Source organism: Micromonospora ureilytica, assembly GCF_015751765.1.
Classification (GTDB): Bacteria; Actinomycetota; Actinomycetes; order Mycobacteriales; family Micromonosporaceae; genus Micromonospora; species Micromonospora ureilytica.
The window spans coordinates 1,148,201-1,161,543 of the sequence record NZ_JADOTX010000001.1; the positions used below are offsets into that span (position 1 = coordinate 1,148,201).

11 protein-coding genes are annotated in these 13,343 nt (G+C 70.3%); 8 read left to right on the forward strand and 3 right to left on the reverse strand.

The window, feature by feature from the left end; all coding sequences use genetic code 11:
* Nucleotides 1-2: 2 nt before the first annotated feature.
* The 6 genes from IW248_RS04935 to IW248_RS04960 all read left to right on the forward strand — a co-directional run bounded on the left by IW248_RS04935 (nt 3) and on the right by IW248_RS04960 (nt 9,476).
* Nucleotides 3-539: a hypothetical protein gene (locus IW248_RS04935; protein ID WP_196925858.1), complete on the forward strand. Its 537-nt coding sequence runs from the start codon at nt 3-5 to the stop codon at nt 537-539.
* A complete protein-coding gene (locus IW248_RS33425; protein ID WP_196925859.1) occupies nt 539-3,319 on the forward strand; it encodes an FAD-dependent oxidoreductase in 2,781 nt (926 codons plus the stop codon). The genes IW248_RS04935 and IW248_RS33425 overlap by 1 nt, the downstream gene beginning before the upstream one ends.
* A 28-nt stretch (nt 3,320-3,347) precedes the next feature.
* The gene (locus tag IW248_RS04945) at nt 3,348-4,334 is read left to right on the forward strand and encodes a bifunctional lysylphosphatidylglycerol flippase/synthetase MprF (RefSeq protein ID WP_231396756.1); all 987 of its coding nucleotides are present in this window, start codon (nt 3,348-3,350) and stop codon (nt 4,332-4,334) included.
* A gap of 174 nt (nt 4,335-4,508) precedes the next feature.
* Nucleotides 4,509-5,534, forward strand: coding sequence for an ATP-grasp domain-containing protein (locus tag IW248_RS04950; RefSeq protein ID WP_196925861.1), 1,026 nt, complete (start codon nt 4,509-4,511; stop codon nt 5,532-5,534).
* Between the two features lie 107 nt (nt 5,535-5,641).
* Complete coding sequence (locus IW248_RS04955) at nt 5,642-7,075, forward strand: dihydrolipoyl dehydrogenase family protein (protein ID WP_196925862.1); 1,434 nt, start codon at nt 5,642-5,644, stop codon at nt 7,073-7,075.
* Between the two features lie 169 nt (nt 7,076-7,244).
* Complete coding sequence (locus IW248_RS04960; RefSeq protein ID WP_196925863.1) at nt 7,245-9,476, forward strand: hypothetical protein; 2,232 nt, start codon at nt 7,245-7,247, stop codon at nt 9,474-9,476.
* A gap of 6 nt (nt 9,477-9,482) precedes the next feature.
* Here the strand turns inward: IW248_RS04960 and IW248_RS04965 are convergent, their stop codons facing one another.
* From IW248_RS04965 to pdxR, 3 genes are read right to left on the reverse strand one after another with little or no spacing between them, the layout of a single operon-like run.
* The gene (locus IW248_RS04965) at nt 9,483-10,298 is read right to left on the reverse strand and encodes an NAD-dependent epimerase/dehydratase family protein (RefSeq protein WP_196925864.1); all 816 of its coding nucleotides are present in this window, start codon (nt 10,296-10,298) and stop codon (nt 9,483-9,485) included.
* A gap of 15 nt (nt 10,299-10,313) precedes the next feature.
* Nucleotides 10,314-10,718 (reverse strand): cupin domain-containing protein, encoded by a 405-nt coding sequence (locus IW248_RS04970; RefSeq protein WP_196925865.1) that lies wholly within the window; start codon nt 10,716-10,718, stop codon nt 10,314-10,316.
* A 41-nt stretch (nt 10,719-10,759) separates the two neighbouring features.
* Nucleotides 10,760-12,157, reverse strand: a complete 1,398-nt coding sequence (gene pdxR, locus IW248_RS04975; protein WP_196925866.1) for a MocR-like pyridoxine biosynthesis transcription factor PdxR — start codon at nt 12,155-12,157, stop codon at nt 10,760-10,762.
* A gap of 109 nt (nt 12,158-12,266) precedes the next feature.
* Here pdxR and IW248_RS04980 point away from each other — a divergent pair, with 109 nt between their 5' ends.
* Nucleotides 12,267-12,752 (forward strand): hypothetical protein, encoded by a 486-nt coding sequence (locus tag IW248_RS04980; protein WP_196925867.1) that lies wholly within the window; start codon nt 12,267-12,269, stop codon nt 12,750-12,752.
* Between the two features lie 134 nt (nt 12,753-12,886).
* Nucleotides 12,887-13,309, forward strand: coding sequence for a GNAT family N-acetyltransferase (locus IW248_RS04985; protein WP_307787744.1), 423 nt, complete (start codon nt 12,887-12,889; stop codon nt 13,307-13,309).
* Nucleotides 13,310-13,343: the final 34 nt, after the last annotated feature.

Here is a 13,343-nt window from a genome sequence, read left to right on the forward strand (position 1 = left end):
GCATGGATCAGCAGAACACGTTCGACACGCCGACGATCGCACGACTGCATCGTGCGGAGTACCTCGCCGGGCTTGCGCTGGCCAGCGGACTGTTGCTCGCACACTGGGACGAGGTCCGTTGGCTCCCGGCCATCGGGCTGTTCCTCTACATCGACCTGATCGGCTACATCCCCGGGGCCATCGCCTACCGGCGCAGCCCCGACGGGCAGATTCCGAAGGCGTACTACGTTCTCTACAACAGCATGCACAGCCTGCTCAGCGCCGGGCTGGTGGTGGCGCTGTGGGCCTGGTTGGTCGGCCCCGAGTGGGCGCTGTTGGCCGTGCCGATCCACCTGTTCGGTGACCGCTCGCTCTTCGGCAACCAGCTCAAGCCGTTCGGTGTGCCGTTCGAGCCCAAGCGTCTGCCGGCCTTCGATGCGCTGCTGCGTGAGGTCGCCGGCCGCCCGTGGGCGGGGCCGGCCGGGCGAGCCGACGACTCGCCATCCGGCGGCCCGACTGTCACTGCCACGTCCACGCCGAGACCCACCTCGGTGGTCTGATGAGCTGGCCGGGCTCCGCGGCGAGCGGTTGGCAGCGCGACGACCCACGAGCCGCCCGACAACCCGCGCTGTCCGGCGACGACGAGGCGACCGTCGCGATCGTCGGTGGCGGGCTGGCTGGGCTGGCGCTGGCGTACCAGCTGACGAACCACCTGCCCGGGAGCGACATCCTGGTCCTGGAGGCCACCGAGGTCGGTTCCGGAGCCAGCGGGCACAGCACGGGCATCGTCGGCCCCGGGGTCGGCGGCCCGATCACCACACTGGTCAAGCGGTACGGGGCCGACCGCGCCCGGACCATGTTCGGCGCCACGCTCGACGGGATCGCCGCGCTGCGGCGGCTGGCCCGGGCACTGCCCGACGGCTGCGAGCTGACCGATGGCTTCCAACTGGTGGCCGCGTCGGCACCGGCGCACAGCGGCTCGCTTCGGCGGCAGGCGCAGATCCTGCGCGAGCTTGGCTTCGACGCCTCTTATCTGGGCCACGACGGCACCGCCGAACGGCTGGGCACCGCCCGCTACCACGGCGCGTTGTGCTATCCCGACATCGCGCTGATCAACCCCTGGCTGCTGGTCCAGTCACTCAGGGCGGCTCTGCTCGCGGCCGGGGTGCGCATCGCCGAGAACACGCCGGTCACCGGCCTCACCGGCGGTGACCCGGTCACATTGACCGCCGGTGGGCACCGGGTACGCGCCCGGCGGGTGGCCCTGACCACTGACGGCTTCACCACCGGGCTGGGGCTGTTCACCCGGAACGTCGCGGTGATCCGTACCCATGTGCTGCGCACCGCATCGGTGCCGCCGCACCTGCTCGCGGAGAGCGGTTGGGACGGTCGCGGCGCCGCCATCGACAGCCGTTCGTTCTTCAACTACCTACGGCTGACCGCGCGCGGCCAGTTGCTGTTCGGCGGTGGTCCCGCCCTGCTGGAGCCTCGCGTCGACGAGCGCGGCGTAGCCGCGGTGCGGGCCCGGCTGGTACGCGAACTCGCCGCGACCTTCCCGGCGCTGGCGGACGTGCCGGTGACCGACTTCTGGTCCGGGGTCACGGCATCCACCTTCGACCGACTGCCCATCGTCGGCCCGGTGCCGGGCCAGGCGGGCGTGTGGTTCGCGGGCGCGTGGTGTGGGCACGGCCTGGCCCTCTCCGCGTTGACTGCCGAGCTGCTCGCTCCCCGGCTGGCCGGGGTTGTCGGTGGCGTGGGCCCGGCGCCGATGCCGGACCTGCCCTGGATGCGCAGCACCGCGAGCCTCATGCCGACGGGCCGGATCGGCAACCTGTTGTTGGCCGGGTACCTGCGCGGGCTGGACGCGGTGGACAGGCTCGCCCCTGCCCGCCGGTCGGCACGGTCGACCCCACCCGCCCTCGCGGCTCCCGCCGAGCCGACACCGGTCGCGCCGGCGGCCCAATTGCCGGCGGCCGCGGCGACGGAGCTGCCGACGGCCCCGGCGACCGGTGCGGCGGTGGCCGGGAGCCGCCCGGTGGAACAGCAGGTCGACATCGTGATCGTCGGGGCCAGGGTGGCCGGCTCGGCGCTGGCGGCTCGGCTCGCCGCGGCCGGCCTGTCGGTGGCGCTCTTCGACCGCGGTGACCTGCCGACACCGACCCTGTCCACGCACATCCTGCACGGCACCGAGGACCTGCGGATCGAGGGCGTGTACGACACCGTCGTCGCGCTCGGCGTACCGCCGCTGCACGACGTGCGGGTTCGACTGGACGACGTGGAGCTGCACTTCCGCCATCCCGACAACCCAGGGTTGTGTCCGCGGCGGGAGGTTCTCGATCAGGTCCTGCTGGACCGGGCGTCCGCCGCCGGCGCCAAGACGTCCACCGGCACCGCCGTGGTCGGTCTGCGGCGCGGTTCCGACGGCACGGTGAGCGGCGTGACCGTGCAGCACGCCGACGGATCGGTCCGGGATGTGTCGGCACAGCTGGTGATCGGCGCGGACGGCCGCAACTCGTCGGTGGCCCGCTGGGTGGGCGCCCGGCAGTACCTCACCACGCGCAGCGAACGGGCTCTGCTCTGGCGGTACTTCACAGGCGTCCGGATCCCGCCGGCACTGCTGTGGCACCGCATCGGGGTGCACATCGTCTCGATCCTGCCGACCGGGCCCGAGGACTTCGTGCTCATCGCGCAACCTCCGGAGCATCTGCAGGGCGAGCTGGCCGGCCGTGACGTGGCCGGGTTCCTGCGTCACGTCGAGTCGGTCAGCCCGGCGGTGGCCGAGCTGGCCGCTGCCGCCCGGCCGGTCGGGAGCCTCAACCGCGTCGTGCGCTACCCCTGCTTCTTCCGGCAGCCGTTCGGGCCGGGCTGGGTTCTGGTGGGCGACGCGGGGCACGCCAAGGACGCGACCCTGGGCCACGGGATCAACGACGCGCTGCGTAGCGCCCGCGGACTCGCGGCAGTGCTCACGGCGCACTGGGGACAGCCGGCGGCGCTGTCGTCGGGACTGGCCCGGTGGGCCCGCGACCGGGACAAGACCGAGCTGGCGAACTACTGGTACGGCCAGGACATCGGCCGGGGCGGTGCGGTCACCACGATGGAGCGCGCGATCCTCGCCGGAATCCAGCGCGACTCCCGGGCGGTGGGCCGGCTCGACGACGTGATGGGCGACCGGCTCGACGCCGACCGGCTGCTCACCCTGCCCCGGCTGGTGGGTGCCGTCGCCCACCGGGTGACCAGCGGAGAACCCGCCTCGGTCGTCGGACGCGAGGCCGTCGACCTTGTCCAGCTCGCGTGGGCGCGCCGGCGCGCGGCGACTCGCCACGCTCCGTCCGCTCCCTGATGAGGTGGAGGTCGCTGCTGTGGAACCAATGAGCGCCCTGGCCGTCCTGCGTCGGCACGCGCAGCATTCCAGCGCCGCGCTGGCGTTGAACAAGGACACGCGGCACTTCACAGTGCCCGGCCTCGACGGGTTCATCGCGTACCGGCCGGCCGGCCGGCGTCACGCCGTGCAGCTGGGCAGTGTCTACGCGGACCCGGACGACTGTAAGCGGCTGCTCGGCGCTTTCCATGGCTGGGCCCAGCAGGAGGGCCGGCGGCTCTGCGCGATACAGCTGACCCCGGACGACATCGACCTGTACGCCGAGTTCGGTTACCGGCTCAGTCAACTTGGCGCCGCGTACTCGATCGACCTGGATGGTTTCCGCCTGAGCGGGCGGAAGTTCGAGAAGGTCCGCAACAAGTTGGCCCGCTCCCGACGCGCCGGAGTCACAGTCGTGGAGGCCGGCCGGGACGTGCCGTACGACGCGCGGCTCGCCGCGAAACTCGACGCGATGGATGCCCGTTGGCTGGCCGACAAGGGCCGGCACGTCAAGCAGATCGAGTTCCTGGTTGGTGAGCGCAGCCGCCACGACGATCGGGTGCGGCGGCTGTTCCTTGCGTTGTCCGACGGTGAGCCGGTGGCGTATGTGTCATATTCTCCGGCGTTCGGCCGGGAAGGCGGATGGCTGTACGACATCACCCGCCGTGAGCCCGACGCGCCGCCGGGTGCGGTTGACCTGGCATTCGTCGTCGCGTTGCAGCGCTTCCAGGAGGAGAGCGTGCGGTGGTTGCACCTGGGCCTCACACCCTTCCGGGAGTTGTCGGCCCTGCATCAGCCGGTCTCCGGCAGCCACCGGGGCACCGAGCGCCTGATCAGGTTCATCGCCGAGCACGGGGACTGGATCTACCCGGCCCGCAGCCAGGCCGAGTTCAAGGAGAAGTGGCAGCCGAGGGTGACGCCCGAGTACGTCGGTTTCTATCCGAACGTGTCACTGCGGACGGTGTGGCGGTTGCTGCGGCTGACCCGGGCGGTGTGACAGCTCAGGGCCGGTCGCGGGCCGGCGGGGTGTGGTGAATGTGGCAGGGAAACACCCCAATTGCAGCGTTATGCCGGGTAATGTCCTGATAGTCCAGCTTTGGTGGATCAATCCAGGCGCTGAGGCGGACCAGGCAGTGCCGAAGACCTGCATCCCACCCGGCGGAGAACACACATGTCCAAGATCATCATTTTGACCGACTACCGCGACACCTTCTACTCCACCGCTCGGACGCAGCACGGCCTGTGCACGATGGACGTTGCCCGCGTAGTCCGGTCGTTCGACGATGCTGGACTTCGTCCGCAGGTCATGCGATACGCGGATCTGGACCTGAGTGCCGACCTGCACGGCGTCCCCGTGCTCTATACCTCGTCAGAGGACCGCGGTCTGCAGTACAAGAGCTGGATCGAAGATCTCGTCCTGGCGATGGAGGCTGCCGGCGCCCGCACCATCCCCAGCTTCCGGTTCCTGCGCGCCCACCACAACAAAGTCATGATGGAAGCCCTGCGGACGCAGTTGTTTCCCAAGGAAGCGGCGCGGCTGCACACCTACAGCTTTGGCACGTACGAGGAACTGGAGGCCGCCGACCTGGTCGGCTCGTGGCCGAAGGTGATAAAGCCGGCCTCCGGTGCCGGGTCAACCGGAGTTGCCAGCGCTATGAATCGCGGCGAACTGTTGAGAGCCGCTCGCGGGCTCAGCTGGTCGGGGAGCCTGGACGAGGCAGCTCGTGAGTATGGCCGCCGCCTGCTGCGACGTCGCCGTCACCATCCACGATCTCTGCACCGCCAGAAGTTCGTCGTTCAGGACCTGATACCCGGAATGGCCGGTGACTTCAAGGTGCTACGAATGGGCAGCCGCTACTACACCCTGTACCGCCGCAACCGCCCCGGCGACTTCAGGGCCAGCGGCAGCGGAGACTTCAACTTCCACGACACAGCCGGCGTCGACCAGGAGGCGCTGCTCGACTACGCCGAATACGTGTCCGACAGACTCGCCACCCCTCTCGCATCACTTGACATCGGATTCGACGGCACCGACTTTCACCTGTTCGAGTTTCAGTGCCTCCATTTCGGTACCGTCACGGCCGAGAAGTCGACGCACTACTACGCCCGGAGTCATGGGACGTGGCAGCGAGTGCCGGAGGATTGCGACATCGAAGCTGTCTTCTGTCAAGCCATCGTCGACTACCTGCGTGCCTGACGCGCCCCCGGAGATAGAACCGGTCGCTCCGCACACCGAAACTGCATGAAGCGGTACCGCGACGTGATCTGCTCTGTACTGGGACCAGTCCGAGGAGGTCAGGGGCGATGGCGGACCAGAATGAGTATGACGTGGTGGTTCTGGGCGCGGGCCCGGTCGGTCAGACAGTGGCCGACCGGAGCCGAGCCGCAGGCCTCACGGTCGCGTTGGTGGAGCGGGAACTGGTGGGCGGTGAATGCTCCTACTGGGCGTGCATACCGAGCAAGGCGATGCTTCGGCCGGTAGCCGCTCTCGGTGATGCCCAGCGGGTGGACGGCGCCCGGCAGGCGGTGACCGGGCAGTTGGATCCAGCCGGCGTCTTCGGTCGACGCGACCACTACACGACCGACTGGAACGACAGCACCCAGGCAGCGTGGGTCGCCGGCATCGGCGCCGACCTCATTCGCGGTCACGGGCGGCTGGAAGGGCCCCGCCGGGTCGCGGTGGAGACACCTGACAACCAGATCGTGGTGCTGGACGCCCGGCAGGCGGTCGTCCTCTGCACCGGCAGCCGAGCGTTGCTGCCGGACATTCCCGGTATCGCCGAGGCTCGGCCCTGGACCAACCGGTCGGCCACCGACAGCCACACGGTGCCGCGTCGCCTGGCCGTGGTCGGCGGCGGAGCGGTCGGCGTGGAGATGGCCACCGCCTGGAGAAGCCTGGGCGCCGACGTCACGTTGATCAGCCGAACCCCGTCGCTGCTGCCGATGATGGAGCCATTCGTCGGCCCGATGGTCGAAAAAGGGCTCAAGGACGCCGGAATCGATGTTCGTAACGGGGTGTCGGTGAGCGAGATGCGTCGACCGGACGACGACGACCCGGTGACCGTACGCATGGACGACGGCTCGACGGTCACCGCCGACGAGGTTCTGGTCGCAATCGGTCGGCAGCCGCTCACCGACGACATCGGACTGGAGACTGTCGGTCTGCTTCCTGGCTCGTGGTTGGACGTGGACGACTCGTGCACGGTCCGCGAGATCGACGGCGACTGGCTGTACGCGATCGGCGATGTCAACCGCCGCGCGCTGCTCACCCATGAGGGCAAGTACCAGGCCCGCGTCGTCGGCAACGTGATCTCCGCCCGGGCCGCGGAGCGCCCGTTGGACACCAACGCGTGGGGGCCGCATCAGGCCACCGCCGACAGGTATGCCGTACCCCAGGTCATTTTCACCGGGCCGGAGGTGGGATCGGTGGGATTGACGGCGGAGCAGGCCGAACGCTCCGGCCGCCGCATCCGTGTGGTGGACGTCGACATGGCTCGGGTGCCAGGGGCCCTGCTCTGGGCCGACGGGTACGAGGGCCAGGCCCGTATGGTCGTCGATCTGGACGGCGAATACCTGCTCGGCGTGACGTTCGTCGGCCCCGGTATCGCCGAACTGTTGCACTCGGCCACGGTGGCGGTCGCCGCCCGGGTCCCGATCGAACGGCTGTGGCACGCGGTTCCCTCGTTCCCGACGATCAGCGAGGTGTGGCTGCGACTGCTCGAGGCTTATCGGGGCTGAGGCCTGGGTCGGTGCCAAGCCGGTCAACGCGAAGGGTCAACGGTTTGTCCCGGCCGGGCGGGGTACACCGCCGCGAGTGGCGCGGGGGCTGGGCTCACCCGGTTTGGCCACCGAAGGTGCTTCGGAGGGGCCGATGTCGGGTGCGTCAGCGCGGTCGAGCGGGCCGCCGATGTCCGATGACGTGGTGGAGCTGCGGGTGCACGGGGCCGCCAGTGCAAGCGCCGCTCAGGTCCTGGACGTGGCAGAGGTCGAGCAGGTAGCCGGCGACCGCAGCGGGGGATTCTACCGACCCCGCCGCCAATGTCCGTGCGGCAGCGGCGAACGGGTGACGCTGGAGGCGTACCGCTGGGGTGACCTGCCCTCCGGAACCGTGGTCCGCACACTGTCGCTGGTGTTCCTGCTGCCGTTCATGCTGGCCAACCTGGCGATCTGGATGCGACCGGCGAACCGTGGCTCCGATGCCACAGTCAGATCCCTGTGCCGGCTGCTGGCGCTCACTCTCACCGCGCTGTACGTGCTGGCCTTCGCCGGCGTCACGCTGGACCTGGTCGCGTGGAAGTGCATGGGTTCGTCACACTGCCTGGCCGGGCGCATCTGGTTGTCCTGGTTGGGTGGGCAACCGGTGGGCCTGCGCCTGGCGGTGCTCGCTGTGGTTCCGGCCGCCGCCATCGGCCTGCTCTGGCGGGCCAGTGCGCGACCAGGGAAGGTGTTCGACGCGTTCCGCGCTCCGGCGGACGAGGTCTCCGGGCATCGACTCAGCGAGATTGGTCAGTGGGACGCTGGGCCACTTGTGGGTCGGCTGCGCTCCATTCACGTCGCGGCGGCGTTCGCGACACTGGACGTCGTTCTGCTCGCCGCCCGAGCCGCGACCGGCGCCTCGGCCAGCACGATCGCGCTGGCCGTGATCACCGGGACGGTGCTGGCCACCTGCGTGATCCTGCTCTGCCTGCCCCCGGTGATCGACCGGGCCGCCCTGGATCAGCGACTGGACCGAATCACCCGCACGGTGCGGACGGTCGCCGTCGTCCTGACCATCGTGGTGACGGCCCACGTCCTGGCCAGCCCAGCGCCGTGGCACGAGGGGAGCGGCCTACCCGGTTATGGCGCAATCCTCACCTCGCTGTTCGTCGCCCAGACGACCCTGCTGATCGCCCTCGGAGCTGTGCTGCTCCGGGCCCGGGACCGGCGGCGGGGTGCCGTCCCACTGCTCGGGCTGGGCGCGTTGGTGATCGCGGCCAGCGCGGTCAGTCTGGCGGTGGCGGTGTCCGCCGAGTTGGTCTACCGGGTGGCGGATCTTTTGGACCGCGACGCACCGACCGGAGAGGGCCTGGCCTCCGGTCTGCCGCCGGCGCTGACCTGGGCGATCTTCGGCTTCTTCCGGGCAGTGCTGTTCACGCTTGTGGTGGCGGTTCCGGTCATCCTGATCTCCCGACGCCGCCGTCGCCGTGCTGCGGCGGCGATTGTCGCCTGCGACTACCCGGATCGCCCGCCCGGAGCAGCGACCCGACTGCGGCAGGTGCGCAATGCGATAGCCAGGGCTCGCTTCACGGAAAGACTCATCCCATTGGCCGTGGTTTACGCCTGCCTGGCCGGGATCGGCACGGCCACCACCACCGTCGGTCTGCTGGATCTGCTCCCGAGCGAATCCGTGCAGCGGTACGCACGGCTGCCCGGTGACCTGATCACCTTCTCCATCGCGTTCGGGAGCTGGGGGATCGCCGCGATCATCCTCGGCCTGGCCGTCGGCGGAATCTTCGCCTACCGGACAGTCGAATTCAGGCGCCACGTTGGTGTGCTGTGGGACCTGGGGACGTTCTGGCCCCGGGCCGCCCACCCGTTCGCGCCACCCTGCTACGCCGAACGAGCCGTGCCGGAGCTGACCCGACGAATCACGTACCTGGTCGGACGCGGCAACCCCGTGCTGCTCACCGCCCACAGCCACGGTTCGGTCCTGGCCGCCGCGACAATGCTCCAGTTGCCGCCCCAGGTCAGCAGCCGAGTCGCTCTCCTGACCCATGGGTCACCACTTCGTCGACTCTACGCGCGACTGTTCCCCGCCTTCGTCGACGACGAGGTGCTGCACGAGATCGGCGCGAGAGTCGGGTGGCGGTGGGTGAACCTGTGGCGCGACACCGATTCGATGGGCGGCTGGATATTCTCCGCCCACCGCACCGGCGGGCCGGTCACCGTCGGCCGGCCGGCGGCAACTGTGGACCGCCGGCTACGAGATCCCGCCGATGTGGTGGCGCCACCTGGCGACAGCGTGCCGCCACCGATCCAGGGACACCGGCCCTGCGGATCGGACCGGCGGTACGCCGAAACGGCCCGCGAGTTGATCGAGCGCCTTCGCCAGCCGATGGACTCGGGACCGCCTCCGGGCGACCCGTCGACCGGGCGATGACACGGTTCACAGGGTAGTGAATCCCTTCCGCCAGGAGGGATAGGTCGGGATCCAGCCGAGCTGTGTGCGGGCGTGGTGGTTGCTCGCTCCCCGCGCCCAGCCATGCCGCTCGCCCCCGGTCACCGCTGGCGCCGGCACACCGGCCGCCGCGCAGAACGCGGGCACCCACTGCGACGCGGCGGCGGGCTCGTCGTCGCAGACGTTGACGACGCCGGCAGGCCACTCCAGAGCGGCGAGCGCGGCGGCGACGGCGTCGTCGATGTGCAGCAGGCTACTCACGTCCGCGTCGGCGGGGACTTTGCCGGCGGCGGCGAACTGGGCCATCATGCCGTCGCGGGCGTACCAGGTGTCCGGGCCGTAGAGGGTGCCGTACCTCAGCACGACCCACTCGGGCGCCTCCTGGACGGCGGATTCGAGCGCGGCGGCACCACCCACGCTCGTCTGGCGCGGCTCTGCGGCGCCGAGGTCGAGCGGGGTCTGTTCGGTGGCGGGTTCGTCGCCCGGCTCGTACGCCCAGGCGATGCTCTGTGCCACGATCCGGCGTACCCCGGCGGCGAGCGCCGCGTCGACCAGGTTGCGGGTCCCGGTCCGACGCAGCCGCGAATTGGCGGCGAAGTCGCCGGTGCTCAGGTTGGTGAGCTGGTGCATCACCACGTCGGGCCGGGCGTCGCGCACGGCGGCCGCCACGGCGTCGCGGTCGAGCACGTCGACGGCGACCGGGCCGTTGCGGGCCAACCCGATGACCTCATGCCCCTGGGCGGTCAGGAGTGGCTCGAGCCGGCGGCCAATGACGCCTGTCGAACCGGCGAGAACGATACGCATGACTGTGCTTCTCCGTCAGTTCGGCCGGGGTGAGCGGCGGTCCCTACGCTGTTCGAGTTCCTCGGGGCTCACCAGCACCAGCATTTCCCGGTCGGGTGCACACACCATGACGACCAGGAATGTGGTCACCCGATCGGGCAGGTTGTTGGCGGCCTGGTAGTGGATGACGTCGCCGCCGGGCTCCCAGAACGCCTCACCGGCCTTGATCACCCGTTCGGGCTCGCCCTCCAGCTCGAAGATCATCTCGCCCTCGAGGAGGTAGCCGAAGACCGGGCCGGAGTGCCGGTGCGGTGGCGTGCCCGGATCGCCCGGGGGTAGTTCGATCGTCGCTGTCATCACGTGCGAGCCCTCCGGCAGTTCCGGCGGCGTGGCCGTGCCCAGCAGCACGATCTCGTTGTTTCCGATCTTCATGGTCTGCATGAATCGAACGTATCCCCGACCGGACCAACGGGATGGACCAGTTAGCGTCCGGCCTGATGGACCAGTTGGCAGAGCCCGGACAGTGCCTCCGTCCAGGCATGAGCCGGTGGCGCCGCGTACCCGAGGACCAGGGCCGCCGCCTGCCGCTCGTCGACCGGATCGTGCCAGTAGCCGTTACCGTGCAGGCCGATCAGCCGAAGCCCCTGGCGGCGTCCGGCCTGGATCAGCCGGCGCTCCTCCGCCACGGACGCCAACGGCAGCAGCGCGTGCATGCCGGCCGCGATGCCCTCCAGTGGGGTCGCCGTCACCTCGGCCAGGCGGTCGGCCAGCTCGGTCCGCCGACGCCGGTAGGTCAGGCGCATGCGGCGGATGTGCCTGTCGTAGTCGCCGTGCGTGAGCAGGTCGGCCATGGCGAGCTGGTCGATCGCGGAGACTGCCGCGCCGGCCTCCATGATCGTCGTGGTCAGGTCACGACGCAGTGCCTCGGGTACGACGAACCACCCCAGGCGTACGCCCGGCGCCAGCGACTTGCTCGTGCTGCCGGCGTACACGATCCGCTCTGGCGCCAGCGCCTGCATCGCGCCCACCGGCCGCTGGTCGTAGCGGAACTCGCCGTCGTAGTCGTCCTCGATCAGGAACGCGTCCTGCTCCCGCGCCCAGGCGATGAACCGGTAGCGGTGGCCCGGGGCGAGAACCACTCCGCTCGGATGCTGGTGCGCCGGGGTGAGCAGCGCGGCCTGACCCGCCGCGTCGTCCGGGTTGGCCCCGCCCGCGCCGACCCTGAGCGGGGTGACCGCCAGGCCCGCGGCACGCAGCACCACGCGGTGCTGGGCCAAGCCGGGGTTCTCGGTGGCGATGGCACGTACGCCGCGCCGGTGCAGCGTCCGCGCCAGCAGGGAGAGCCCCTGGGTGAAGCCCGCCGTGATCACCACCGCGTTCGGGTCGCAGCGCACTCCACGAGTGCGCGCGAGATAACCGGCCACCGCCGTCCGCAACCCGGGCAGCCCTGTCGGCTCGGGGTAATCCAACGTGCCACGCGAAGCCGTTGCCAGCGCCCGACGGACACTGTCGGCCCACGCGGTTCGAGGGAACGAACCGAGATCGGGAATCCCCGGCCGCAACTCGATCACCGGCCCGGCCGGGAGCGACGGCCGCGGTTGCCCGCGCGAGCCGGGCGGATCGTGGAGCACGTCCGCGACCCGGGTGCCCGAGCCGGGTGCCGCCACCAGCCACCCTTCGGCCACCAGCTGCGCGTACGCCTGCACCACCGTGCCCCGGGCCAGGCCCAGGTCGGCGGCCAGGCTCCGGCTGCCAGGTAGGCGAGACCCGGCCCGCAGCCGGCCGGTCCGAATGCTCTCCCGTAACGCGCTCTCCAGCGAGCGACCCGGGAAACCCGCACTCCGGTCGAGCTCCAGATGCAGGTCGAGCGACTTCGTCACTCGGCAACGATCCCATCCGTGCGAGCAGCGCCGGCAGGTTCGGCTGTCTCGCAGGGCAATATGAGCAGTTAGCGCCCTATTGAGAAGTCTCGGAGAGGTAGAACCGACAGTGACATCACACATCCCCGCCACACCGCAGGCGGCCTCGACGGACGGACGGGGCACCGCACTGACCGCGCTGATCCGGATCGCCCTGGCCGTCCTCTTCCTCGACGAACTCGTTGTCGGGTTCTGGAACCAGGTCTTCCCCGTGAGCTTCTACAACAACTTTCCGACAGTCACCCTGACCCCGCCGCTCAGCGAGCACTACGCGCGAGACTTCGGCGGAGCTACCCTCGGCCTGGCCGTCGTCCTCGGCATAGCGCTCGTCGCCCCCCGAGCCGTATTCGTCATCCCCGCGGCGGCGGGATTCTCCACCTTCGCCATACCGCACTTCTTCTTCCACCTGACCCACCTCCACCACGCCACCCCTGGCGAGGCGGTGTTCCTCACGACCGCCAATGCCGTCGTCGCACTGCTCGGCCTCCTCGTCATCGCGCTGACGCTCATCCGAGACTCCAGACGCCGCCGCCAGGGCGGCGCCGCCAACGGATGACCGGCGGGCAGCAGAGCCGTGCAGTCGTGGTGGCCAGCCAGACCACCGCCGCGACCACGAGGCACCCTCGCGCGGGCTGCGTGCGGCCGATCCGGGCCGTTCGGCGGTCGCGGGGCTCGCCTAGACTCCGCCGGGTGATCGTGCGGAGGGCCGGTGAGGCAGACGTGGCGACGCTCGCGGAGCTACGCGGCGTTGACGGGCACAAGCTCAGCGCGTACGCCGACTGGGTGGCCGCCCACGCGGAGACGCACCTGCCGTTCGTCGCGGAGGTGGACGGGCACGTGGTCGGCGCGGCCTGGCTCCACGTCGCGCAACGAGTGCCCAGTAGCGAGTCGCTGGACCGGTGGTACGGCGACATCCAGTCGGTCAAGGTCCGAGAGGAGTACCGCAACCGCGGTATCGGCGGTGCGCTGATGGCCGCGATCCTGGCCGAGGCCCGCGTGCGGGGGCTGCTGCACGTGACCGTCCACTCCGGCCGCCGCGCGGTCGACTTCTATCTACGCAACGGCTTCAGACACCACCGCCAGATCCTGCTCTGGGAGCCGACCGCCTCCTGACAGTTGGCGGCGACGGCTCGGGCTCCGTCTGGCG

What these genes read in the sequence shown, in the direction of transcription:
- IW248_RS04935 (WP_196925858.1), top strand. Translation starts at nt 3, where the DNA reads ATGGATCAGCAGAACACGTTCGACACGCCGACGATCGCACGACTGCAT.
- IW248_RS33425 (WP_196925859.1), top strand. Translation starts at nt 539, where the DNA reads ATGAGCTGGCCGGGCTCCGCGGCGAGCGGTTGGCAGCGCGACGACCCA.
- IW248_RS04945 (WP_231396756.1), top strand. Translation starts at nt 3,348, where the DNA reads ATGAGCGCCCTGGCCGTCCTGCGTCGGCACGCGCAGCATTCCAGCGCC.
- IW248_RS04950 (WP_196925861.1), top strand. Translation starts at nt 4,509, where the DNA reads ATGTCCAAGATCATCATTTTGACCGACTACCGCGACACCTTCTACTCC.
- IW248_RS04955 (WP_196925862.1), top strand. Translation starts at nt 5,642, where the DNA reads ATGGCGGACCAGAATGAGTATGACGTGGTGGTTCTGGGCGCGGGCCCG.
- IW248_RS04960 (WP_196925863.1), top strand. Translation starts at nt 7,245, where the DNA reads ATGTCCGATGACGTGGTGGAGCTGCGGGTGCACGGGGCCGCCAGTGCA.
- IW248_RS04965 (WP_196925864.1), bottom strand. Translation starts at nt 10,298, where the DNA reads ATGCGTATCGTTCTCGCCGGTTCGACAGGCGTCATTGGCCGCCGGCTC.
- IW248_RS04970 (WP_196925865.1), bottom strand. Translation starts at nt 10,718, where the DNA reads ATGCAGACCATGAAGATCGGAAACAACGAGATCGTGCTGCTGGGCACG.